The 23,625-nt window shown below is 41.2% G+C and carries 23 protein-coding genes and 1 riboswitch; of the genes, 20 read left to right on the top strand and 3 right to left on the bottom strand.

The annotated features are described in order from the left end of the window. Positions 1–8: 8 nt before the first annotated feature. From ACZ427_RS04165 to ACZ427_RS04245, 17 genes are all read left to right on the top strand, one after another. The gene (locus tag ACZ427_RS04165; RefSeq protein ID WP_461177919.1) at positions 9–1,121 is read left to right on the top strand and encodes a cupin domain-containing protein; all 1,113 of its coding nucleotides are present in this window, start codon (positions 9–11) and stop codon (positions 1,119–1,121) included. 176 nt (positions 1,122–1,297) lie between these two features. Beyond that, a complete protein-coding gene (locus ACZ427_RS04170; RefSeq protein WP_461177918.1) occupies positions 1,298–2,503 on the top strand; it encodes an FAD-dependent monooxygenase in 1,206 nt (401 codons plus the stop codon). Positions 2,504–2,675: 172 nt separating this feature from the next. After that, entirely contained in the window at positions 2,676–3,710 is a 1,035-nt protein-coding gene (locus tag ACZ427_RS04175) for a TRAP transporter substrate-binding protein (RefSeq protein ID WP_461177917.1), read from the top strand. A 68-nt stretch (positions 3,711–3,778) separates the two neighbouring features. Further along, a complete protein-coding gene (locus ACZ427_RS04180; RefSeq protein ID WP_461177916.1) occupies positions 3,779–4,273 on the top strand; it encodes a TRAP transporter small permease in 495 nt (164 codons plus the stop codon). Next, complete coding sequence (locus ACZ427_RS04185; RefSeq protein WP_461177915.1) at positions 4,274–5,551, top strand: TRAP transporter large permease; 1,278 nt, start codon at positions 4,274–4,276, stop codon at positions 5,549–5,551. It begins immediately after the preceding gene. Positions 5,552–5,651: 100 nt separating this feature from the next. Further along, positions 5,652–6,428 carry an enoyl-CoA hydratase-related protein gene (locus ACZ427_RS04190; RefSeq protein WP_461177914.1) on the top strand — a complete coding sequence of 259 codons (777 nt, stop codon included), beginning with the start codon at positions 5,652–5,654 and terminating at the stop codon, positions 6,426–6,428. Between the two features lie 151 nt (positions 6,429–6,579). Continuing rightward, positions 6,580–7,557: an MBL fold metallo-hydrolase gene (locus ACZ427_RS04195; protein WP_461177913.1), complete on the top strand. Its 978-nt coding sequence runs from the start codon at positions 6,580–6,582 to the stop codon at positions 7,555–7,557. Positions 7,558–7,734: 177 nt separating this feature from the next. Beyond that, complete coding sequence (locus ACZ427_RS04200) at positions 7,735–8,163, top strand: MaoC/PaaZ C-terminal domain-containing protein (protein ID WP_461177912.1); 429 nt, start codon at positions 7,735–7,737, stop codon at positions 8,161–8,163. A gap of 182 nt (positions 8,164–8,345) precedes the next feature. Next, positions 8,346–9,332, top strand: coding sequence for an NAD(P)H-dependent flavin oxidoreductase (locus ACZ427_RS04205; RefSeq protein WP_461177911.1), 987 nt, complete (start codon positions 8,346–8,348; stop codon positions 9,330–9,332). 605 nt (positions 9,333–9,937) lie between these two features. Further along, positions 9,938–11,527 carry a long-chain-fatty-acid--CoA ligase gene (locus ACZ427_RS04210; protein ID WP_461177910.1) on the top strand — a complete coding sequence of 530 codons (1,590 nt, stop codon included), beginning with the start codon at positions 9,938–9,940 and terminating at the stop codon, positions 11,525–11,527. A gap of 207 nt (positions 11,528–11,734) precedes the next feature. After that, positions 11,735–12,859, top strand: a complete 1,125-nt coding sequence (locus ACZ427_RS04215) for a zinc-dependent alcohol dehydrogenase family protein (RefSeq protein ID WP_461177909.1) — start codon at positions 11,735–11,737, stop codon at positions 12,857–12,859. Between the two features lie 155 nt (positions 12,860–13,014). Beyond that, a complete protein-coding gene (locus tag ACZ427_RS04220; RefSeq protein ID WP_461177908.1) occupies positions 13,015–13,419 on the top strand; it encodes an acyl-CoA thioesterase in 405 nt (134 codons plus the stop codon). A 44-nt stretch (positions 13,420–13,463) separates the two neighbouring features. Then, complete coding sequence (locus ACZ427_RS04225) at positions 13,464–14,444, top strand: MBL fold metallo-hydrolase (protein WP_461177907.1); 981 nt, start codon at positions 13,464–13,466, stop codon at positions 14,442–14,444. Between the two features lie 89 nt (positions 14,445–14,533). Beyond that, positions 14,534–14,580, top strand: a riboswitch (PreQ1 riboswitch). 269 nt (positions 14,581–14,849) lie between these two features. Continuing rightward, positions 14,850–15,515 carry a 7-cyano-7-deazaguanine synthase QueC gene (gene queC, locus ACZ427_RS04230; RefSeq protein WP_461177906.1) on the top strand — a complete coding sequence of 222 codons (666 nt, stop codon included), beginning with the start codon at positions 14,850–14,852 and terminating at the stop codon, positions 15,513–15,515. Beyond that, positions 15,512–15,949 (top strand): 6-pyruvoyl trahydropterin synthase family protein, encoded by a 438-nt coding sequence (locus ACZ427_RS04235; protein WP_461177905.1) that lies wholly within the window; start codon positions 15,512–15,514, stop codon positions 15,947–15,949. The genes queC and ACZ427_RS04235 overlap by 4 nt, the downstream gene beginning before the upstream one ends. Beyond that, a complete protein-coding gene (gene queE / locus ACZ427_RS04240; protein ID WP_461177904.1) occupies positions 15,946–16,668 on the top strand; it encodes a 7-carboxy-7-deazaguanine synthase QueE in 723 nt (240 codons plus the stop codon). Before ACZ427_RS04235 ends, queE begins: the two co-directional genes overlap by 4 nt. Continuing rightward, on the top strand, positions 16,661–16,933 hold the full coding sequence (locus ACZ427_RS04245) for a CsbD family protein (RefSeq protein WP_461177903.1): 273 nt from the start codon (positions 16,661–16,663) through the stop codon (positions 16,931–16,933). The genes queE and ACZ427_RS04245 overlap by 8 nt, the downstream gene beginning before the upstream one ends. Positions 16,934–16,999: 66 nt before the next feature. On the opposite strand, the gene ACZ427_RS04250 is transcribed toward ACZ427_RS04245, so the two are convergent. Then, a complete protein-coding gene (locus tag ACZ427_RS04250; RefSeq protein ID WP_461177902.1) occupies positions 17,000–17,458 on the bottom strand; it encodes a CoxG family protein in 459 nt (152 codons plus the stop codon). A gap of 271 nt (positions 17,459–17,729) precedes the next feature. On the opposite strand from ACZ427_RS04250, the gene ACZ427_RS04255 reads away from it, so the two are divergent. After that, positions 17,730–19,139 (top strand): APC family permease, encoded by a 1,410-nt coding sequence (locus ACZ427_RS04255; protein ID WP_461177901.1) that lies wholly within the window; start codon positions 17,730–17,732, stop codon positions 19,137–19,139. A gap of 105 nt (positions 19,140–19,244) precedes the next feature. On the opposite strand, the gene ACZ427_RS04260 is transcribed toward ACZ427_RS04255, so the two are convergent. Then, on the bottom strand, positions 19,245–20,717 hold the full coding sequence (locus ACZ427_RS04260) for a potassium/proton antiporter (RefSeq protein WP_461177900.1): 1,473 nt from the start codon (positions 20,715–20,717) through the stop codon (positions 19,245–19,247). Between the two features lie 404 nt (positions 20,718–21,121). After that, on the bottom strand, positions 21,122–21,550 hold the full coding sequence (locus ACZ427_RS04265; RefSeq protein ID WP_461177899.1) for a YkvA family protein: 429 nt from the start codon (positions 21,548–21,550) through the stop codon (positions 21,122–21,124). 1,228 nt (positions 21,551–22,778) lie between these two features. Between ACZ427_RS04265 and ACZ427_RS04270 the strand changes: the two genes are divergently transcribed. Together ACZ427_RS04270 and ACZ427_RS04275 are read left to right on the top strand one after the other, a co-directional pair. Next, a complete protein-coding gene (locus ACZ427_RS04270) occupies positions 22,779–23,219 on the top strand; it encodes a hypothetical protein (RefSeq protein WP_461177898.1) in 441 nt (146 codons plus the stop codon). A gap of 72 nt (positions 23,220–23,291) precedes the next feature. After that, a complete protein-coding gene (locus ACZ427_RS04275; RefSeq protein WP_461177897.1) occupies positions 23,292–23,591 on the top strand; it encodes an iron-sulfur cluster assembly accessory protein in 300 nt (99 codons plus the stop codon). Positions 23,592–23,625: the final 34 nt, after the last annotated feature.

The following is a 23,625-nucleotide window of genomic DNA, read 5'->3' on the forward strand; positions in this document are numbered from 1 at the left end:
GATTTTGAATGTCTGATAAAGCCGAATTCATGAAAAGTAATCTTGTAAAGGATTTCACGAAAGATATTCAGCAATATAATCTTGGTCCACTTTGGGAAGCCATCCCTGAAGTGATGAATAAATCACCAAAGCCACATGCTGAAGCATACCTTTGGAGCGGCGAACTATTAAAGAAAAAACTGTCGGAAGCTGCAGAAATTTTCACACCTGAACGCGGTGGAGAACGTCGGGCAATTTATTTCCAAAACCCGGGATTGACTTATCGAAAACCATGGGGACAAGTTTCTACAACACAAACATTATATGCGGCAGTTCAATTACTGCAACCAGGTGAAGAAGCACCATCACACCGTCATACACAAAGTGCGCTTCGCTTTATTACAGAAGGTGAAGGAGCATACACAATCGTACAAGGTGAAAGGATTTTTATGGAAGAAGGGGATTTCCTAACCACGCCGAAAAACTTATGGCATGGTCATGGCCATCTTGGGGATGAACCAATGGTATGGATGGATGCATTGGATATTCCAACGATCTATTCTATTGGTGGTACATTCTTTGAACCATATGAAGCTGGTCTCCAGCAGCCTGATGTACCGGATAATTTCTCGGAAAAACGGTACCAGGGAGGAATGGTCCGGCCAGTAGGTGATGGCAAATATTCCGTTGCCCCACTTGCAAACTTTAAATGGGATCGAACAGTGGATGCGATTAAAGGGTTACAGCAATTTGATCCTAATCCATATAACGCCTTCTCGGTGGAATATATCAACCCTTCCACAGGAGGTCCTGCAAATCCTACAATTGGATCAAGAATGACACATCTTCCTGATGGTTTCCATACAAAGGCTCACCGTCACACTCATTCAGTAATCTATTGTGTGCATCGAGGTTCCGGTTATACCGTGATTAATGGTGTTCGTTTTGATTGGAAAAAGGGAGATTACTTTGTCGTACCAAACTGGGCATGGCATGAACATGTAGCATCAGAAGATTCTTACCTGTTCTCTGTGAACGATATTCCAATTATGGATCGTTTTGAATTGGAACAAGAAGAATCGTATGACTCCAATAACGGTCATCAGGAAATTACAGGAGAATTCAAACCGGATTTCAGATAAACCCTTTGCATATGGACTTGTAGTTTCATAGATAATAAAGGAATTAATAGCCAGCAGAAAAGCAGGCTATTAATTCTTTCAACAGATTGCAAGCGTTTTATAAGGGATAACGGGCAGTAAATCCTGACGAAAAGAAATATCACTTTGTAAAGAGAAAGCATAAGGAGGATAAGATAATGACTGATGTAAAAAGTAATTCGCTCGTTGTTGTAGGTGCTGGAATTGGAGGGCTGGCAACAGCTCTTGGTGCTGCACAAACGGGCAAGAAAGTAAAAGTTTTGGAACAGGCACCGGAGATAAAGGAATTAGGTGCTGGAATTCAGCTTGCTGCGAACGGAACGAATGTATTGAAGCAGTTAGGAGTCCTGGATAAAATCAGTGAGGTTTCTGTTTTTCCAAAACGCCTCGTACTGATGGACGCCTATACTGGCAAGGAACTATCAGCATTGGATATTGGTGATGTATACCAGGAAAGATACGGTTCACCGTATATTGTATTGCATCGTTCAGATCTCCACAGAATTTTGTTGGAGGCGTGTGAAGAACATCCGGATATAGAACTTATTACGAATCAATCGGTTGTAAACATAGAAGGTGAAGAAGATCCAGAGGTGGAAGTGACTGCAAAAAATGGCGATGTTCATAAGGCAGCTGCAGTAATAGGTGCCGATGGGCTATGGTCTAATACCCGTAAAAACTTTACCGATGATCAGCCAGTTTGTTCCGAGTATGTTGCTTACCGTGGTGCAATTCCAATGGAGGAAGTTACCAATATCGGTAATTTGGATGACGTGTATATGTGGATAGGCCCGGATATGCATGTGGTGCAATATCCTGTACGTAAAGGAGAATTGTATAATCAGGTAGTCGTTTTCAAAAGTAGGCAATATAGAAAAGAAATTGAACATACAGAGGATTGGGGAACTCCGGAGGAAATGGACGAGGTTTTTTCTGGCACTTGCGACAAGGTACAGACAGCTTTATCCTTTATTTCCCGTCAAAAAAGATGGCCAATGTATGACCGGGAGCCTATTGGTAACTGGACAAAAGGAAATTTCACATTAACAGGAGATGCTGCTCATCCGATGCTTCAATATTTAGCGCAAGGGGCTTGTCAGGCATTGGAAGATGCTTCTTATATGACAAATATGCTTGAAAAACATGGAGATAATTTTAAAGATGCATTCCTTGAATTTCAAGAGGAACGGATTCCGCGTACAGCATTTGTTCAAGAAAATGCAAGAATGTGGGGAGAAATCATTCACAATAAAGATGAGGCTGGAATATTATTACGCGATACTATCCTGAAAAACCGTGCCGAGCAAGACTACCAATTTATCGACCAATATCATGGGTATAACAAAAATCCTATAAAGTCATAGGTTTTTGTAACAGAAGAATCAAGTAGTTAAATAGGGCACATATTTAATCAAAAACAATAAGGAGTGTAAAGTACCTCTTTATTGTTTTTGTATTAAATACATATAATGGATGTGTGTAAGATTTGGCAACAAGTGGGTTTTTTAAATAAATATTGGAACAAAGGGGAATGACATGATATACAAACAAAGGCATACCAAATTTTCTCTTTTAATCGTGACTTTGATCGGGCTCGTTCTGTTATCCGCTTGTGCAGAAAGTGCTGTTGTTAACACAACTGATACGGGTGAAGATAAAGATTCATACACATTCAGACTTTCCCATGTGGTACAGGAATCCCATGTTTGGCATGCAACTGCTGAAAAATTTGGGGAGGAGTTGGAAGCGTTATCAGATGGTAGAATGTCACTTGAAATTTACCCTGCTGCCCAGCTTGGCAAGGAGCAGGATATGGTTCACCAGATGAATGAGGGATCCATTGACTTTGGTATTCTTACAAATGGCTACATGAGTACACGTGTAGAGTCGTTAAATGCATGGTACATGCCATTTTTATTTAGTGATTTACAAGAAGCGGTTAATATGAAGGATTCTGAGGAAGCAGAGCAAATGCTTGATTCATTGGAATCACAGGGATTAGTGGGGCTTGACTTTATTTTTGCCGGAAACCGCCATGTTTTATTAGATGATAGATTCATTGATAAACCTGAAGATATGGACGGGAAAAAGATCCGCATTCTTGGAAGTCCTTCACTTCAGGGTTTTTGGCAAAAAACGCCGGCTGGTCCAACAGCAATGCCGTTATCGGAAGTATATACATCTTTGCAGACAGGAATTATTGATGGTATTGCAATTGACCTGGATGCGCTTGCTACAGAAAAACATTATGAAAATGCTGAATACCTGACGCTTACGAATCATGCAACTTTCCCGGCTGTTATCGTGATGAGCAAAGTAGTAGAGGATTCGCTTACTGAGGAAGACCAGCAAATTGTGCGAAAGGCTATGGATTCGGCGGTGGAATGGAGTAGCCAGGAAGCCATCGAAAGAGAAGAGACTAATTTGCAGCTGTTAAGAGATGAAGGCGTAAAAGTGAAAGAGTTGGAAAACTTAGAGGCTTTCGATCCATATACCAACGCAGTGAGGAAGGAGTTTTCCGAACGGTCTGAGATCATTAAATCATTTATCGAGAGTGCAGAGCAACAGTAAATGAAGGCTCAATAGGAAAGCACAATACAATTAAAAGATCAAGAATTGTTTTAGAAAGCGGGGATTTTGTGAAACTGATTGATAGGCTCAGTGATTGGGTATATTCGATAGAAAAAGTTCTAGCAATGCTTTTTGGCCTGCTGATTATGATATCCTTATCAGCAGGAGTAATATTTCGTTATGTGATGAGTTCGCCGCTGACATGGTCTGACGAGATGGCCATGTTCTCTCTAGTTTGGCTTACGTTTATCGGAGGTAGTATGAGTATAAAGGTAAAATCCGCTCCTACTATAGACATGTTAATAAGCCGGTTGCAGGGCGGTACGAAAAAAGCAGTTTTGGTTTCTGGTTATATTGCAATGGTTTTGTTTATTGGGTATGTTCTATATCTATCTATCGGATGGATAAGTTCACCCAATATATTCGTTCAGCATTCGGGCTCCATGGGGATGCCGATGCTTTATCCATATCTTTCCATTCCGGTAAGTTTTTTATTTATGCTTGTCCATTCACTGGATGTGCTAGTGAAAAGCCTTGCCAGTAAAGATGCGGAGGTTATATAGATGATAATTGCTATTATAGCCTTCGTTATTTTACTGTTGATGAGGATCCCAATTGCCTTTGTACTTGGGATGACGACCGTTATATATATATTGGCATCCGGGAATTTGGAGCTGATGGCATCAATTCCACAGCGACTTTACTCAGGGATGGAAAGTTACGGTCTGCTTGCAATCCCGCTTTTTATGCTTGCGGGGGAATTGATGAATTCAGGTGGTCTGACAAAAAGGCTAGTCGCTTTTGCCCAGACACTGGTAGGCCATTTTAAAGGAGGCCTCGCATATGTAAATGTGTTGGCTAATATGATGCTTGCATCCATTGTCGGTTCAGCGTCGGCTCAGATTGCGATGATGAGTAGAACTATGGTACCATCCATGGAAAAAGAGGGGTATTCCAGAGGATTCAGTGCTGCTACCACTGCCTCAGCAGGGTTACTTGGCCCAATTATTCCACCAAGTATGCAGTTTATTATCTATGGGGTGGCTTCAGGGGTGTCAATTGGTTCTATCTTTCTAGCTGGTGTTCTTCCAGGGGTGCTTCTGGTTCTGGCGTTTATGCTACTGATTGCATTAATAGGCATGCAACAAAGCTGGCCCACACATAAACGGGCGATGGTCTCAGAAATGGCAAAACATTTTGTACAAGTGATACCAGCTCTCTTTGTACCTGTGGTAATTGTTATGGGAATTATAAGTGGTGTGTTTACACCAACAGAATCAGCTGCTATTGCATGTCTGGTTGCTATCGTTGTTGGATTTTTCTTTTATAAGGAATTAAAACTGAAAGATTTGCCAAATGTTTTCGTTAATTCGGCACTTACTACTGCTATAATCACTCTGCTGATTGCCATGGCAAACATTTTTGGATGGATGCTGACATTTGAGCAGCTTCCGCAAAATATTGCTTCATGGATGGCATCATTAACGGATAATCCAATCGTATTTCTTTTTATTGCTAACATCTTTCTGCTTCTTATCGGTATGTTTATGGATGGTATTGCAGCCTTGGTTATTCTGACGCCAATTTTTCTGCCAATTATCGCGAATTATGGTATTGATCCTATTCACTTTGGTGTCATCATCTGTATTAATCTGACAATCGGATTATTGACACCGCCTGTAGGGGCAGGGCTTTACATCACATCTTCTATTGCGAATGTTTCCATTGGAAGTATAACCAAGTCTATACTGCCATTTTTATTAGTAGCTTACGTGGTACTTGCTATTATCACGTATTTTCCGGACTTAGTCCTTTGGTTGCCATCCATCGTTGCAGAATAACTATCATTTAGAGGGGTTTTTTAGACAATATATGTATAATCAGGAGAGGGGGGCATGCTCTCTCCTGATTATACAAAAAACTTTTAGAAAAGGTGATGAAATGGAAAATATAAAAGTTGAGATAGAGAATAAGGTTGCACAAATTACAATCGATCGTTCCCAACAGCTGAATACATTTAATTATCAAACATTAAAAGAGTTTGGTGATGTTCTGGAAGATATCAGATTCTCCAAAGAGGTACGGGTCGTTACGATTACCGGTTCAGGAGAAAAATCATTCAGTGCCGGGGCGGATTTAAAAGAAAGAAGAACACTAACCGAGGAAGAAACACGCAGAAATGTGAACAAAACACGTGAGGTGTTTAACGCACTGGAAGAACTTCCACAGCCTTCCATCGCTGCGATTAATGGTTATGCCCTCGGAGGAGGCTTTGAGTTGGCCCTTGCTTGTGATTTTCGTATTGCAGTAGAGGATGCGGTAATAGGCCTTCCTGAAGTGAGCTGGGCAATTGTTCCTGGAGCTGGAGGGACACAGCGGCTAAGTAGGCTGATTGGAGCCTCTCAAGCAAAGGAATGGGTGCTGACCGCCAGAAAGTATAAGGCAAAAGAAGCTGTCACCTCAGGAGCAATTAATAAATCGGTACCAAAAGATGATTTATGGAAAGAAGTGCATTCGCTGACAGAGGAGATTCTTGGCAATGGACCATTGGCTGTCGCTCAAGCAAAATACGCCATCAATAATGGGGTGAATGCAGATATTCATACCGGCATGAAAATAGAATCCCAAGCATATGAACGAATTATCCCTACTTCTGATCGAGTTGAAGCATTGGAAGCATTCAAAGAAAAGCGAAAGCCCCAGTTTAAAGGAGAATAGGGATGAGGAACAATGGCAGGTGAAAAAACAGAAGAAATTCGACGGTTTGCACCAGCCTAAAAGATAGAATTGTAACTCTTTTGATTTTTTGCTTTCCGGAGCAGAAAGTCTTTTTTTTAGCAGTCAATAATATGGTAAAAGGAGAGATCTCATGGTAAAAAAAGAAACGCCAGTAATTTACCCAATTACCGTTCCAACTTCCTCCAGCCTGCAATCCTTTAATTTCTATCTGGTTGAAAACCAGGATACATTAATGCTTGTAGATGCCGGTGTTGATACAGGGAAATGTTGGGATTATTTTTTGGATACATTACAAGATAATGGTTTACACATCAGCGATATCGATAAAATAGTCCTGACTCACAGTCATCAGGATCATACAGGTCTGGTCAACCGGATATTGGATGTGCATGACATTCCTGTATATGCACATGCGGATGCCAGAATCCGTCTGCGTCGTGATGAAGGATTTCTAAAGAGAAGGGTTGATTTTTTTCAAGCATTATATTTCAAAATGGGTTGCGGAGAAAAAGGGGATAAGCAAGCAGCAGTATTGAAACGAAAAGCAAAAGAAAATAAATCACAGGCCATCCTTGCTGAAATCCTCCCATTGCATGAGGAAAGCAGCATTGCCGGGTTTGATGTGATTGAAACTCCAGGTCATTGGCCGGATCATATCGTACTCTTTCATCCGGAAAGTAAAATATTAATAGGAGGAGACCATATACTCCAGCATATATCGAGCAATGCACTGATCGAACCCACTGAACAGGGGACAAAGGGCATGTCATTGGTTGAATATGAAAAAGCATTGAAAAGAGTTCAGGCCTATGAGGCATCTCTCATCTATCCCGGACATGGGGAAGTAGTGCAGGAACCCAATCAGCTCATTCAAAAAAGACTACAGGGGATTGAAAGAAAGTCCAGGAAACTAAATGATTGTATTAGCAGGATTCATCCCTGTACAACTGCACAAGTCGCTCTTGAATATTATAAAGAGATATATGAAACGGAATTTTCATTGGTTATGTCTGAGGTTTTCGGACACTTGGAGAGACTGGAACTACTGGGTACTATATGGAAGAAAGAACTGGAGGGAAAATGGTACTATTCTTCAGTTAATCATTAGATCGACGACTTGGAAAATGCACAAGTAATTTTTATTTGACAATTAAAGTAAGAATTATTAGAATTATTTTAAGGTGATTTTTGTAAACGCTTTCGAATGCGCTTTTTTTCCAAATAGAAAAATAAAGAGGTAGAATTATAGTTAAGAAAAATTTCTAACAGCAAAGAGGCGAAGTGAATGAAATACAATGAATTTGAGGTAGATGATACTTTTTTTACGAATGAAGTCACATTAACGAAAGAGGAAATCAAAGAATTTGCTGAAAAATACGATCCACAGTACTTACATATGGATGAGGAATCCGCCAAACAGAGCCGTTACGGATCACTGATTGCATCCGGTTTCCAGACATTAGCTGTAATCTGGGGCGAATTCATCAGGATGGATATACTTGGAGAGGATTGCCTGGGGGGCCTCGGTGCAGAAAGAATAAGATGGAAAGCACCGGTGTTTCCGAATGACAGACTGTCAGGAGAATTTACAATCCAAAACAAAAAGGAGACTTCCGATAAGACGAGAGGAATCCTGTCATTGGAAATAACCATTCGGAATCAGCATGGCCAGACAGTTCTGACAGGTAAACCAGAGGTATTTGTGAAAACATAGGAGGAGATAGAATACGCTATTGAAAAGTATAAGCTTATGTCTTACTTTTACTGCATGAAACATTTGGACTGGCTTTTGATATCAGTGAGATACGCCTGGCATTATAATCCAAGTTATTAGGTCAATATTTCAATTGGAAGGTTAATAATTTATATGAAAATCACATGAAAAAGGAGCATATCATGACAAAAAAATCTGTTAATCGTATAAAAGAATCGATGAATCTTCCGGTCATTATGGCACCTATGTTTCTTGTTTCCAACCCGAAAATGGTAACGGAAGCATGTACCTCGGGAATCGCAGGTACGTTTCCAGCATTGAATGCCCGTACTGGCGAAATACTTGAAGAATGGATGGATGAGATAACACAAGAATTAGAGAAAGCAAAACAGAAGTATCCCAATAAAAAAATAGCACCATGGGGAATCAATTTTATTGTACACCGTACGAATAAAAGATATGAAGAAGACCTGAAGCTGATTGAAAAATACCAGCCTCCAATTGTAATCACTTCACTTGGTGATCCAAGTGCTGTTGTAGAGATTACCCAGAAATATGGTGGTGTAGTGTTTTCCGATGTAATTGATGTCAAATTTGCCAAAAAAGCAATTGAAAAAGGTGCAGATGGACTGGTACTGGTCACGAGTGGGGCCGGCGGTCATGCGGGAGTCCTGAATCCGATTGCATTTCTGCATGAGGTGAGGGAGTTTTGGGACGGTCCGATTGTTCTGGGGGGAGGTATGTCAAAGGGGGAAGATATTCTAGCTGCAGAAATACTTGGTGCTGATTTTGTCTATATGGGATCGAGGTTTATTCCGTCTGTAGAAAGTTCCGCCGTCGAAGAATACAAGGAGATGATTCTTAATTCCTCTATAGAAGACATTATTTATACAGATGCATTCAGTGGAGTCAATGCGAATTATCTCATTCCAAGCATTACAAAAGCTGGATTGGAGCCGGATAAATTAGAGAAAAAAAAGGAAGTGAATTTTGGTGAATCTATCAACACCGAGGCCAAAGCTTGGAAGGATATCTGGGGATCAGGCCAGGGGATAGGATCGATCAACAAAATTCAGACCGTATCAGAAATTGCTCAGGAGCTGGAAAGCACGTACAAGGAAGCAAAAAATAAAATAATCCATAATGCTAAGCAGGCTGTGAAAAAGTAAAGATCATCGGAGTAGGCTAAAATCCCTTCAGATTAGCTTGAATCCAGACAATATGCTGCCTGGTTGTGTCAGACATAGCGGATGATGGAATGAGATTGGAAGTAATTTTTTATACACTTATCATTCATGGAAACAAGCTTCATATGGCTTGTTTCTTTTTAAAATCAAAGTAATCAGTGAAACACTTCTTGTGTTCATCCATAGGAAAAATACATAATACATTCATTAACACATAGGGAGGATGATTTCCTTCGAATTTTGTAGAATTAACACACTATATGTAAAGTACTTTTACAGAGAATGATGTATAAGAAGCAATCATGTAACAAGAGATTTTAGTCCGGTATATAACGAAAATAGAAGCATAGTTTGACATTTAAAAAACAAATTATTAGAATAATAGTAACATAATGACTTGTAATCGCTTTCTTATGATGGGTGTTATTGCCTATTCTTGATTGGAAAAATGAACGGTACGTTATTGGCCTACAGACTATGTGTAAAGAGCACACGATGGCGAATGCAATCATAATAGAAAGGCTAGATACATATTGAAATAGGATTAAATAGAAATTTTACATCTATCAAAAGGGAGTTGTTTAAATATGTTTACAGACTTAACCCCACTCGATTGGAAACGTCGTGCGATTAAATATTATCCTAATAAAACAGCTGTGATTGATGGAGAGAAAAAATTTACATACAAAGAATTTGGTGAAAGGGTAAACCGGCTCTCTGTTGCTCTTACAGAGGCAGGAATCGAGAAAGAAGAGCACGTGGCAGTTATGCTGCCAAATACGCATGAAATGCTGGAGTGTTTTTATGGTATCGGTCAACTTGGAGCAGTGATGGTGCCATTGAATTACCGAATCTCTCCATCCGATATGGAATATATCATTAATCATAGTGATGCAAAAATGCTGATCGTGGATGAAGAATTTACTGGATCGATCAAGGAAATCGAGAATAATTTGTCTCTTGAAGAAATCATTATAGTCTCTATAACTGGACAAGAGTCAAAATTAAAAGGCATCGATTATGAAAACTTCCTGAAGCATGCACCGTCCAGCAACCCTCCGGAGGTTGTAATTGATGAAAATCAGATGCTGACATTGAATTACACGAGCGGAACCACCTCCAATCCAAAAGGTGTAATGCTCACGCATCGCTCCAATTATCTGAACGCCGCAAATTTCATGTATCACCTTGGAGTTGGGGGGGATGATGTCTACCTTCATACATTGCCAATGTTCCATGTGAACGGCTGGGGTGGTGTCTGGGCAATTACGGCTGCGGGAGGAACACATGTCTGCTTAAGGAAAGTGGATCCTCCTCTCATCCTTGACTTGTTTGAAAAGGAGAATATATCCCTGTTATGCGGGGCACCAACTGTGATTAATATGTTGGTTAATGACCCGACAGCGAAGGATGCAAAAATCACCACAAAACCGCGTATGGGAACGGCCGGTTCGCCCCCTGCAGCAGCACTCATCCAACAAGCGCAGGAGCTTCTTGGACTGAATATGATTCATGTCTACGGTCTTACCGAAACTTCTCCATTTATTTTGTATAATGAATGGAAAAAGGAATTTGATGATAAATCAGTGGAAGAACAGGCTGCGATTAAAGCGAGACAAGGAATCGAACTTGCATTTAACGGAGAGACAAAGGTGGTCAATTCAGAAGACGGTGAAGTTGCCTGGAACGGGGAAGAAATGGGCGAAATTGTCACAAGGGGAAATACTGTAATGAAAGGATATTATAAGGATCCGGAGAAGACGGAAGCGGCTATTAAGAATGGCTGGTTTCATACTGGTGATCTGGCGGTAACTCATCCGGACGGCTACATTGAGATCCGCGATCGCGCAAAGGATGTGATTATTTCCGGCGGGGAGAATATTTCTTCGACTGAAATAGAAGGCGTATTATATAAGCATCCTGATATCCTGGAAACTGCCGTCATTGCTGTCCCCGATGAAAAATGGGGAGAAGTGCCAATGGCCATCGTCGTGTTAAAGGAAGGCGCGTCGGTTAACGAAGCTGATATTATTAGCTACTGCCGGGATAGCATAGCTCATTTCAAAGCTCCCAAGCGAGCGATATTTACAAATGAATTGCCGAAAACAGCAACAGGTAAATTACAAAAATATCGATTAAGACAGATGTATTGGGACGGGGAAAAACGGGTGAATTAACCGGTTAGAAATAGGATATATAAGGAACAGGGTTTCATTAATGATTGCCTTGTTCCTTTTAATATAATATCAGGAAAATTAAGATAGCAAAGAAGTCTGTTCAAAAGGAAGCAAAGGGGGAACAACAAGATACGTCGAAAAAGATATCAGTGCGGTTTATAATATTTTTCTGAAGTTTACACATTGCCTAGTTAGGAGGTACGTTAAATGAAAATCAAATCAGCAGTACTACGCGAATCAGGTACTGCCCAACCGCATGAAAAAAGCCACACCCTAAGCATAGAAACATTGGAACTAGATCCGCCTCAACAGGGGGAAGTATTAATACAAATAAAAGCCGCAAGTCTCTGTCATTCCGATTTATCGGTGATTAATGGATCGAGACCAAGGCCATTGCCAATGGCGCTTGGGCATGAAGCATCCGGAATTGTGACGGAAACAGGCGAAGGTGTTACAGATCTGGATTCTGGTGATCATGTTGTATGTGTATTTGTTCCAAGCTGCGGGCAGTGTTTACCATGTAAAGAAGGTCGTCCTGCTTTATGTGAAAACGGAGCGAAATCGAATAATGATGGAACACTGCTTGGCGGCGGGAAAAGACTCCATTCAGGTGATGAAGTAATCCATCACCATTTAGGAGTATCTGCCTTCTCGGAATATGCTGTTGTCTCAAGAAATTCATTGGTTAAAGTGGATAAAGCAATTCCTTTTGAAAAAGTTGCCCTGTTTGGCTGTGCTGTTATAACTGGAGTCGGTGCAGTTGTCAATACCGCATCCATTAAATTAGGAAGTACTGTGGCGGTCGTCGGGCTTGGCGGTGTTGGATTGAGTGCATTGATAGGTGCTGTTGCTGCAGGTGCAAGCAGTGTAGTAGCAGTGGATCTCAATGAAACGAAATTAAAGCAGGCAAAAGAGCTGGGCGCAACTGCTGTGTTTAACTCAAAAGATGAAGATGTGATCGAACAAATTCGTGAAGCAACTGGTGGCGGACTCGATTATGTATTTGAAACAGCCGGAGCGGTTCCGGCTATGGAAGTGGCTTACGGCATAACGAAACGTGGAGGGACGACGATTACAACAGGGCTTCCCCATCCCGAACATCACTTTTCATTCCCGTATGTCAGTCTGACAGCGGAAGAAAAAACATTGAAAGGATCTTATGTCGGCAGTTGTGTTCCTGACAAAGATATTCCGCACTATATCCATCTATTTAAACAGAACCGTCTGCAAGTTGATAAATTAGTGACAGAAATCATTCCATTAGAGGAAATTAATGCAGGCTTCAACAAGCTGGCAAAGGGAGAATCTTCCAGGATTATTATTAAATTTTAGCTGTGTTTGTTAGCAGTTAAGAAGTATAAAACTTTTTACTGCATAAGTTCGGGCTAAGGTCTTTGCCACAAAGGTTTGGCAAGAAACAGTATTCGAAGGTTGAAATTAATGAGGTTTGGCGGAAAATGGTCACCTGGTAAAGGGGGAGAGGAAGCATGTACAAAAAAATAATCGAACCTCGTGTATCTGAAACAGACGCAGTAGGCCATATTAATAACACGACCTTACCCATCTGGTTCGAAGCAGCGAGAAATCCAATTTTTAAATTGTTTACACCGGATGATGCTTTTGAAAAGTGGCGAATGATTATTCTTCATACATCGGTTGACTACGAACGTCAAATCTATTTCGGAAAAGATGTTGAAGTTTATACATGGGTGAAACGAATCGGGAATACAAGCCTGGAGCTATATGAAGAAATTCATCAGGATGGCAATCTTTGTGCAAAAGGGAAAGCAATTTATGTGAATTATAACAGGAAGAAGGGGAAATCGGAGCCTATTCCTGCGAAGGTTAGGGAAGAACTGGAGGAGCATTTGTACGAGTCGGTTACTCATTAAACAGCTTGTTAACGTATCAGAATAAAAGAATGGAGAGAAGTTACATGCCAAAACAAACAATCAAAAAAGATAAAGAATTTATTGATATTCTAAAACCATACGGACTAATACCAATCACGCTTGATCTGCCTTTTCGCCTTAACCATGTCAATTGCTTCCTGGCTGAAGGGGATGACGGCTGGAAAGTTATCGATGCCGGGTTGAATAATAAAGAAACGGTTAAGAGATGGGAAGAGGAACTGAAAGGAAAAACAGTCACGGATATCATCATTACCCATTATCATCCGGATCATTTCGGTTATGCCGGCGGGATGCAGGAAAAAACGGGTGCACGCGCATGGATGTCGAAAGTAGATCATGAAGCAGGTTTGGATGCCTGGACAGAAAGTTTTCTGGCTAAACTTGATGATAATTACAAGCTGGCCGGAATCCCAGATGCTATTTCAAGAGAAATGACAGGCAACACCGAGGAGTTTGTTGCCCGTGTTACGCCATATCCTGCTGTGAATCAATATTTGGAGGAAGGGGAAAGAATCCAAATCGGCAAATATGAATATGAGATTATTTTCACACCTGGACACTCGGACGGGCTAGTGAATTTTTATAATAAAGAGAAGAATATCCTGCTTTCGACCGATCATATTCTGCCAAAGATCACACCTAATATTTCCTACTGGTTTCACGGAAATCCCGACCCGCTGGCAAGCTATCTGGAATCTTTGGAAAAAATAAGAAAGTTAGATGCCGATTTGGTTGTTCCTTCCCATGGGAAGCCGTTTTATGGGGCGAATGACAGGATTGATGCAATCAAATCTCATCATGACGAACGACTGGGCCAGACGCTGGAGTCAATTAGCGGCGATACTTCGGTCTATGAAGCTTGTCAGAAGCTTTTCAAAAAAGAGCTGACCATCCATGAGACAAGGTTTGCCATTGGGGAAACATTGGCCCATCTGGAGTATTTGAGGAATCAAGGAGAGTGCAGTAGAGAGATCAGAAATGGGGCATATATCTATAATAAATAGGACTTTCACTTTTTGAGGATATTTTCCTGCCAATTACCTCAAGGAATATGCTACACTGTAACTATATCAATAAGGAAATCTGCATATCTGCAGGAGAGGTTCGCAATTCCATCCCTCGATAAAAAACTAGGAAACTAAACAACACAGTTTCTTTGTGTTGTTTTTTTTGATGGGAAAGCATAACCTCCTTTCTTTGGAGTTAAGAAAGTATATAGTTTTGGCAGCATATCTATTCCTTGTCAGTAAATGCCACGTCCAGCTCCAGCGCCTAGCCCCCTCGAGGTCTTAAGCAAGAAAATCCCTGTGGTAAAAAACGCCATTGTGAGTTTTTTGCTTAAGCTATGCCTTAGGGTGACCAAGGCGCTCTGAGCTTTTGTTCATCAAAACAGAGAGGGGAAATGAAAAATGAATGATAAAAAGGCTGTAGTCGTGTTCAGCGGCGGCCAGGACAGTACGACCTGCCTGTTCTGGGCAATGGAAAAATTTGACCATGTTGAGGCTGTTACATTTCAGTATGGGCAGCGTCATATTGCCGAACTGGATTGTGCCCGGGAGATTTGTCGGAAATTGAATGTGCGGCATCATGAGCTTGATATGTCCTTATTAAATCAACTGGCTCCGAATGCTTTGACGAGAGAAGACATTGATATTACAGATGGGGAAGATGGTTTGCCATCCACTTTTGTGCCGGGGAGAAATTTATTATTTCTCTCATTTGCAGGGGTTTTGGCAAAACAAATCGGAGCAATGCATCTTGTCACAGGTGTTTCTGAGGCCGATTTCAGCGGCTATCCGGATTGCCGGGATGTATTTATAAAATCGTTAAACGTTACGTTGAATCTATCGATGGATGATCAATTTGTTATTGATACTCCCTTGATGTGGCTCGATAAGGCTGAAGTGTGGGAACTTAGTGACAGATTGGATGCTTTTGAATTTGTGAAGGACTATACGCTTACCTGCTATAACGGTGTGAAAGGCAGTGGATGTGGCGAGTGTCCAGCTTGCAGACTGCGCCAGAAAGGACTCGAAAAATACGAAACTAAAAAATCTGGGGTGGATGTGAAATGATGCAGCAAATTTATCCTGTCGCAGCACATCGTTACGTGTATGAACTAAACAAGGATTTCCATTTTGCCGCGGCCCATTATGTTCCACATGATGATGCGGGGAAATGTAAGTACACGCATGGCCACACGTATTTTACGAATATCACCATAGTAGGGGATGAATTGGACCATACCGGATTTCTGGTCAATTTTAAGGCAATTAAAGACTTAATCCATAAACGATTCGATCATACCACGATTAATGAAGATCCTCATTTTTCGGATAATCAGGCAGATTTTTTCCCAACAAGTGAAGTTGTAGCCCGAACCATTTATGAAATTATTCAGGAACATTTAAATATATTACCAAATCAGCCGAAGTGTTTGCAGGTCTATTTACGGGAAACGCCTTCGAGTTATTGTATCTACCGTCCAAAGGGGGAGAATGGAATATGAAGATACCTGTACTTGAGATATTTGGTCCAACGATTCAGGGGGAAGGAATGGTCATCGGCAGGAAGACCATGTTTGTTCGAACCGCCGGCTGTGACTATTCTTGTTCTTGGTGTGATTCGAAGTTCACCTGGGACGGATCGGAAAAAGATATGATACAGAAAATGGAACCACAAAAAATCCTGGATATATTAGTCGAACAGGGTGGGGAGCAATTTGGCCATGTGACGATTTCAGGCGGGAATCCGGCATTACTGCCCCAAATTGATGAATTGGTTGAATTATTGCATGAAAATCACATCAAAGTTGCGCTGGAGACCCAAGGGAGCAGGTGGCAGGACTGGTTTATGAAAATTGATGATCTGACTATCTCTCCGAAACCGCCAAGTTCAGGGATGAACACCAATTTTGATACATTGGACTTTATTATTGAATCGCTTCAAAAAGGCCAGAATGGAGCGTTCAGTTTAAAGGTGGTTATCTTTGATCAGGCTGATTTGATTTATGCAAAAGAAGTGCATCAACGGTATCCGGATGTAGAATTATTTCTTCAAGTTGGCAATGATGATCTTGAAACAAAGCAGGATGAAAAATTACTCCCACATTTATTGGAGAAATATGAGCAACTTATTGACCGTGTAATGGCAAGTAATGTATTGAAAGATGTGCGAGTACTACCCCAGCTGCATACATATTTATGGGGGAATAAGCGCGGTGTCTAATGTTTATATTCCTCCCAAAAAAGGTAAAGAATTATTAAGCCTAAGAGATGGAGGATTCAACATGGCAAATAATAGTTATGAAGATAGAGCAAAAGAAATCGGTAAGAAAATCAAAGGCGAAATAAAAGAACATTGGGGAAAAGTTACGGATGACAAAAATAAAAAATCAGAAGGTATTTTTGATAAAGTAAAAGGTGAAATACAGGATAGAGTGGGCGACTCCAAGAAAAATTCCAATAATGAGCGGGAAAATGACCAAAGATAGACTGCAGAAGAAGGAACAGGCTGTATGGGATGCCTGTTCCTTCTTTTCTTGTTTTTTTAGCCTGCGTTATGTACGCACCCTTTCCCGTTTGAGCATCTGTGCAGCAATTGCCTCGGTTAATTCTTTACCCTTTCTTGGAACAAATGTTTTTAAAACAGGATTAACCATATGACCCATCATGCCTTTTGCACGGATGCCGAGAGATCCAGTCATTTGGGTTTTACTTTCATGGAGAGCTTTTGCTGTAAAATAGCCATTCCCCTTAATATTCTCCTGTAATCCTGATACCTCAAAACTGACCTTCGTTGGTTCCTGCCATTCTGTAATATTTACAGTTAGATATACTGATTTCTGCATGACGCCGATGTCGCCATGTAATTTCCACCGGGATTGTCTGTCGTCAATAATTTCATGTGCCTTATAACCCGGCATCAATGGCGCCCAGTTATTTATGTCACTTACGAAAGACCAGACAGTTTCAATAGGAATATCCAATTCGATTTGATGAACCGCATTCTGCACCATGATGTCCTCCTTTTTATCCGAAACAAATTTGAAGAGCCCTGTTGATTATATGTTTACGTTCCATCCACTAGAACAATTTTTATGGAGGGGAGTGGGTAGATTTAGGTTGTTTTATGCTACCCGTGGAAAGCGTAGTATATCCAAGGCGTGGGTCATATATGTCTTCCTCCGAAAATCGATTAATAAATTCCCTTAGCTTGTCATAAACATAGTAGCACAAAATTTATGAAACTGGTTAGATGTACGAATAATTCGGATCGGAGGGTTTAACATGAACGACGATCGAAAATTATTAAGGATTCTGGGAAATAAGGATGTTATTGCACTGGCATTTGGCGCAATGATTGGTTGGGGCTGGGTTGTAACAACTGGGTTATGGATAACAGAAGCCGGCTCACTCGGGGCTATTCTTGCTTTTCTTATCGGTGGTTTGCTTGTAATCGTTGTTGGTCTGACCTACGCGGAACTTGCTTCTGCACTTCCACTTGCAGGTGGGGAACATGTGTATACGTATAAGGCACTTGGGAGAACCGCTTCATTTATAGCTACATGGGCCATTGTGCTTGGTTATGTATCGGTTGTGGCTTTTGAAGCGGTTGCCCTGCCAACAGTCTTTGAATATTTAATCCCGGATTACAGTCAGGGCTACTTATACACGATAGCTGGCTGGGATGTCACGATAACATGGGCAGGGGTTGGTATGATAGGATCTGTATTTGTGGCCTGGATAAATTACCGTGGTATTAAATTATCAACTGCCATTACATTTATTCTTACATTGCTTATTCTTATTGCGGGGTTAATGTTAATTACTGGGAGTACAGCTGCAGGTAATGTGCAAAATATGCAGCCATTATTTGAAAATGGTATGGCCGGTTTATTAACTGTCGTGATTATGACACCATTTATGTTTGTCGGATTTGATGTCATTCCACAGGCTGCGGAAGAAATTAATCTTCCAAAAAAACGAATTGGTCAATTGTTGATTATCGCTGTTATTCTTGCTGTTGTTTGGTATATTGCTGTTATATTTGGTGTGTCAAGAGTGTTGACACCTGCTGAAATGGGAGAATCTGATCTGGTAACAGCTGATGCAATGGCACATGCCTTTGGAGATAGTCAAATGATGGGAAATATTCTTGTGCTTGGTGGGATAGGCGGGATTTTAACAAGTTGGATAGGTTTCTATGTGGGAGGAAGCCGGGCTATCTATGCACTTGCCAGGGCAGGGATGTTGCCAAAGTCGTTGGGAGAACTTCATCCGAAATATAATACGCCCCATAAGGCTATTTTACTGATTGGTATTTTCTCCACTGCTGCTCCCTTATTGGGAAGACCGGCACTTGTCTGGTTGGTTGATGCAGGCGGGCTGGGACTAGTTGTCGCATGGCTGATGGTAGCTATATCTTTTGTTATTTTACGTAAAAAAGCGCCGGACATGAAGCGACCATTTAAACTTCGTGGTGGTACAACCATTGGCTGGATAGCAATTTTTATGGCAGCTGGGGTTTCTGTCCTTTACATGCCCGGAATGCCATCAGCACTTATCTGGCCATATGAATGGTTGATTATAGGGCTATGGGTTGTTTTAGGTATCATATTGTATCGCTTTTCCATTGCTAAGTACGGCAGGGAAAACGCGGATAAGCATATGAAAAACGAAATTAGTCGTATTGAATAGACTGCCTATATTATAAGAAAAGAGGCTGTTTCATAAGGAGAGCTTCCTCGCTTAACTGCAAAGAGAATCGTGATTGAGGCGGGCAGGGCATTTCCTTATTTTCAATTAGGTCTCACCCTTCAACACCTTCTCAAACCTGCTAATTTGCTCTTCCGGAATCAGAACATAGAGGACATCATTTTCCTGTAATACAATATTCCCGTGTGGAGAAAGTGTCTCTCCGTTACGAAGAATAAAGGTGATATTGGCCTGTGCCGGAAGACTGATGTCTCTAATTTTTTTGTCCCTCACTGGTGCTTGCTCGTCAATTTTAAATTCGATAATTTCAAGTTCTTTTTTTCCGACAGATAGCAGTTCCAGTGAATGGATAGGGTTGCTACTCCCACCTCGGACAAGGTTTAATTTGTTAGCAACAAGTGAGATTGTTGTCCCTTGCAGCAGCGTGGAAGTCAAAACGACAAAGAAAATGATATTAAAATAAAGCTGGCTGTTTTCCAGGTCTGAAATCATCGGAAAAAGGGCAAGTACAATTGGAACCGCTCCGCGCAAGCCTGCCCACGAGAGGAATAGTTTTTCCCTTAGATTAAAATCCATTCCTGCAACAGAAATGAATGCTGCGATCGGGCGGGCGACAAGCATTAATATCCCAGAAAGCAGCAGCCCCTGCAGGATAATCTCCAGTGTAAACAGATCTTCGGGAATGACAAAGAGACCAAGGATGACGAACAGACCGATCTGGGCAATCCAACTGAATCCTTCATTAAATCTGAGGATGGCATTTCGCTGTTTCAAACCGGTATTTCCGATTACTAGCGCCGATACATACACTGCTAGCAGTCCACTTGCATTTGCTAGGGAAGCACCGCTGTATGCTAGGAACGCGAAGGCAAAAGCAAGCAGTGGATACAGACCACTTGATTCAAGGTTAATGCGGTGTAGCGCCTTACTTGCCAGCCAGCCGATGAATAAGCCAACAAGAAGGCCACCACCCATTTGCCAGAAAAATTGCCCAATCAAGCCCCAGAACCCGGCATTTTCCCCGGTGACAAATGAAATAAGTGTAACTGTAAGAAATACCGCCATTGGGTCATTGGCTCCGGATTCCCCTTCAAGCGTAGCTTCGAGGCGCTTTGTAATATTTTTACCGGCAAGCATTGCAAAAACGGCCGCAGCATCGGTTGATCCCACAAGTGCCCCAATTAAAAAGGATTCCGCCCAACTTAAGCCGAAAATGAATTTGGCTGCAATCCCTAAAATGAAAGAGGTAATGACAACACCAAAAGTTGCGAGGGAAAGAGCGGGTACTTTAACAGGCCGGATAGTTCCCCAATTGGTTTTAATCCCACCGTCGAAAAGAATCACCACCAGTGCCATCATTCCGATCAACTGGGCAATTTCCGGGTTATTGAAATCAACGATACCTAGCATATCCCCGCCGACAATCATCCCGAGGGAAATGAAAAAGATGAGGGAGGGGGCATTTACCTTCGCAGTAAATTGAACGCCAAGTATAGCAACGATCAGGATAAGAGAAATGGCTAGTATGAATAAGTTTGAATCGAGTAGTTCAGGTAACATGGAAGGCCCTCCGGTTATATCGTATCTGTTTGATTACCAATACTATACCCGGCGTAGGGAATATCGACACTTGTTTAGGAAGTGTGAAGGAGTCGTGTGGGAGGGGTTAGGGCTGCTTGTCCGGGGTTCGGGACTGGTAGTCCTGCGCTCGTGGCAGCTGATTCGGCGCTTGTGCTGGTATGTCCTGCGCTAATAGCTAGCAGTCTTGCGATTAGAGCAGAAAATCCTGCGCTCGTGGCTAGAAGTCCTGCGTTCAAAGCAGAAGATCCTGCGCTCAAGGCCGGAAGTCCTGCGTTCAAAAGAGAAGGTTCAATGCTCGTGTCCGAAAGCCCGCATTCATGGCAGAAGGTTTCGTGTTTAAGGCCGGAAGTTTTGTGCACACGATAGATGGTCCTGCTCGTTTTTTATTTAAATTGTTCTTCTATATCACCCTGATCGTAATCTGTGCCAAAGAGCTTTTTCATCTGTTGATGTGCCTGTTGTTTTGTTGTGACATCAATATGCTGGATGATTTGATAGACTGCATAAATAATGACTGTCGCATCGTCGGTAAAACCGACAACTGGAATGAAATCAGGAATAAGGTCAACCGGAAGAATCAAATACCCAAGCGCGCCGGCAATAGTTAGTTTTGCAGATTTTGGCGTTTCCGGGTCTTTGAATGCATAAAATAATAATAAACTGTAGTAGGCTATCTTACTGCCGATTTTTTTTGCATATTTAAATAGTTTTTCCCTGTATTTTTTTTCGGTGAATTTCTTCTGTTTGCCTTCGATTGCTTTTTCCGGATTAATTGGTACCAACCCGGTTTCTTGTTGTTTATCTTCTGACATGATTATTCCACCTCGAGTAAGTTTAGGTTATTATCCACCCATTATAATGAAATAGATACGAAATATCCAGTATTCCAATGACGAAGTAACTCGTTACTTACAGCTTTTGCCGATTTGCAAGTAGGTATACTTTAAAATTGTTTGGGGAATTTAGCAAATGAGAGGGTGATGATGTTTGAGGATACTTTTGGTTATATTATGTGTGGTAACGCTTTGTTTTGGTATGAATTCACAAGTTACAGTCGCTGCAGACATTGAGGATGAGACAGGTGAAAGACATAATTGGAAGGAATCGAGTACGTCTTTCGAAACAATTCCTGTGGATACGCATGAATATACTTATTGGAAAAATTTCCTAAGAGTGACGCGAACCTGCGAGATTTCTCATAAAGTTAAAACGGTTGTATATTACTGTGACCTGCACGATCATACAAAATCACAGACACAAATGGAAGAAATTATACACAGCGGAAAGCACAACTAAAAGGCTGTTTGACATGGGGCTGATCCTTTATATCGGGTCAACCCTTTTTATGTTCCATTACGATAGCATTATTCCCAATATTTGCTGTATAATTAATCCATGGAATCTTAAATTTTGGCTCTTTTCGAAAATTTTGTTGTGTTCTTTAACCTTCGCAGATGATATAAACTGCGACTTAATTTAACAGTGACTTCCTCTCATCCTTTACAAAAGGAGTGCTAGTCCAGCGCTGCTTAAAAATACTCGCTTTCCACGGGGAACGCTTCAGCCTCCTCGCGGAAGACCACCGCTGCGGGGTCTTCAGACTGTTCCTTTTCCCGTTGGAGTCTCGCATTTTTTAAGCAGCTTAGAATAGCTTTCTTTTTCAGGGAGAAAATGTCCATGAAACATAGATTTCATGAGCCTTATCCTTTCTATAATCAGAACATTCCAAGCGTAGGCAGAATGCGTAGATTCCTGTGGGAATAGCACGAGTCTGAAGACCCCGGAAGAAGCGTTCTTTGCTTCTGAGGAGGCTGAAGCCGTGCCCACTAAAAAGCGAAGTATTCTGCCGAAGCGATTGTATAGCACTTGCTTCAAAAGGAATGGAAGAAAGCAAAACCACGATAAAGTTACGTCGCACTTTATCGTTATTGTGTCAAAAGCAACAATATTTTCGGTGGGAAGCGTAATCGCAGTCCCAAATCTTTTAGAAAATAGCCTGAATTTTTATGGAGACAATTGTTTGTTACGGAGGGCGACAGCATGAAAAAGGGGAGCGTAGGTATCGTAATTATCCTGAGCTTGTTTTTAAGCGGGTGTATGAACCAGGCCTCCGCAAAAGTTGTGGAAGATATGTATAATGCGGCATTGGTGGAAAATGAGGAATATATTCGCGGGATCTATGCGGAACATTATGAGGATATTGATGAAAATCTGGACGAGGTTATGGGGAAACTCACCACTCAGGTTCGCAGTATGCAGGGTGTGAAAAATATGAGTATCACAGAATTACGTCATCGACAATTACAACCTGAAGTAATTAAAAACCTGGATGAGAGATACGATAAAAACTGGTATCTGGTCGTTGCCAGACTGGATGATAACAGTGTGATGCTATGGATATTGCAGGCAGATGGTTATTATTTTATCGCAGATGGACAAAAACTTTCCAATGAAGAATATAATAATGAAATTCTGGATTGATATCGATTTTTTTATTTTTCCAAAGAAACATGAGATAATAGGAAAAGACTAATACAGACTGGAGGCAATTCTATGAAAGTAAAAATTAACCGCAATGCAGCAAAAGAATTGAAAAAGATGCTGGAAACCAAAGAAGCTGAAGAACAGATGATTCGCGTATTTGTCACGGTAGATCATGGTGATCATGCCCATTTTGATATAAAATTGGATACGCCGACCGAGAATGATGAAATAGTAAAAACAGATAAGGACATTGATATCCTAATGGAAAAGGATGTAAATTTCCTTGATGATATCTGGATTCAATATTATTATGTGGACAACCGAGGGTTCGAAATCAGTAACCTGAAAACCGGTGCCCATCATCATTAATTAGGAATCTTTATCCTTTCTTACGTTATAAAAA

This window comes from Virgibacillus ainsalahensis, from assembly GCF_055380755.1.

What these genes read in the sequence shown, in the direction of transcription:
- ACZ427_RS04265 (WP_461177899.1), bottom strand. Translation starts at nt 21,550, where the DNA reads ATGTCAGAAGATAAACAACAAGAAACCGGGTTGGTACCAATTAATCCG.
- ACZ427_RS04175 (WP_461177917.1), top strand. Translation starts at nt 2,676, where the DNA reads ATGATATACAAACAAAGGCATACCAAATTTTCTCTTTTAATCGTGACT.
- ACZ427_RS04220 (WP_461177908.1), top strand. Translation starts at nt 13,015, where the DNA reads ATGTACAAAAAAATAATCGAACCTCGTGTATCTGAAACAGACGCAGTA.
- ACZ427_RS04225 (WP_461177907.1), top strand. Translation starts at nt 13,464, where the DNA reads ATGCCAAAACAAACAATCAAAAAAGATAAAGAATTTATTGATATTCTA.
- ACZ427_RS04215 (WP_461177909.1), top strand. Translation starts at nt 11,735, where the DNA reads ATGAAAATCAAATCAGCAGTACTACGCGAATCAGGTACTGCCCAACCG.
- ACZ427_RS04205 (WP_461177911.1), top strand. Translation starts at nt 8,346, where the DNA reads ATGACAAAAAAATCTGTTAATCGTATAAAAGAATCGATGAATCTTCCG.
- queE (WP_461177904.1), top strand. Translation starts at nt 15,946, where the DNA reads ATGAAGATACCTGTACTTGAGATATTTGGTCCAACGATTCAGGGGGAA.
- ACZ427_RS04170 (WP_461177918.1), top strand. Translation starts at nt 1,298, where the DNA reads ATGACTGATGTAAAAAGTAATTCGCTCGTTGTTGTAGGTGCTGGAATT.
- ACZ427_RS04250 (WP_461177902.1), bottom strand. Translation starts at nt 17,458, where the DNA reads ATGGTGCAGAATGCGGTTCATCAAATCGAATTGGATATTCCTATTGAA.
- ACZ427_RS04270 (WP_461177898.1), top strand. Translation starts at nt 22,779, where the DNA reads ATGAAAAAGGGGAGCGTAGGTATCGTAATTATCCTGAGCTTGTTTTTA.
- queC (WP_461177906.1), top strand. Translation starts at nt 14,850, where the DNA reads ATGAATGATAAAAAGGCTGTAGTCGTGTTCAGCGGCGGCCAGGACAGT.
- ACZ427_RS04210 (WP_461177910.1), top strand. Translation starts at nt 9,938, where the DNA reads ATGTTTACAGACTTAACCCCACTCGATTGGAAACGTCGTGCGATTAAA.
- ACZ427_RS04190 (WP_461177914.1), top strand. Translation starts at nt 5,652, where the DNA reads ATGGAAAATATAAAAGTTGAGATAGAGAATAAGGTTGCACAAATTACA.
- ACZ427_RS04200 (WP_461177912.1), top strand. Translation starts at nt 7,735, where the DNA reads ATGAAATACAATGAATTTGAGGTAGATGATACTTTTTTTACGAATGAA.
- ACZ427_RS04165 (WP_461177919.1), top strand. Translation starts at nt 9, where the DNA reads ATGTCTGATAAAGCCGAATTCATGAAAAGTAATCTTGTAAAGGATTTC.
- ACZ427_RS04255 (WP_461177901.1), top strand. Translation starts at nt 17,730, where the DNA reads ATGAACGACGATCGAAAATTATTAAGGATTCTGGGAAATAAGGATGTT.
- ACZ427_RS04185 (WP_461177915.1), top strand. Translation starts at nt 4,274, where the DNA reads ATGATAATTGCTATTATAGCCTTCGTTATTTTACTGTTGATGAGGATC.
- ACZ427_RS04260 (WP_461177900.1), bottom strand. Translation starts at nt 20,717, where the DNA reads ATGTTACCTGAACTACTCGATTCAAACTTATTCATACTAGCCATTTCT.
- ACZ427_RS04235 (WP_461177905.1), top strand. Translation starts at nt 15,512, where the DNA reads ATGATGCAGCAAATTTATCCTGTCGCAGCACATCGTTACGTGTATGAA.
- ACZ427_RS04195 (WP_461177913.1), top strand. Translation starts at nt 6,580, where the DNA reads ATGGTAAAAAAAGAAACGCCAGTAATTTACCCAATTACCGTTCCAACT.
- ACZ427_RS04275 (WP_461177897.1), top strand. Translation starts at nt 23,292, where the DNA reads ATGAAAGTAAAAATTAACCGCAATGCAGCAAAAGAATTGAAAAAGATG.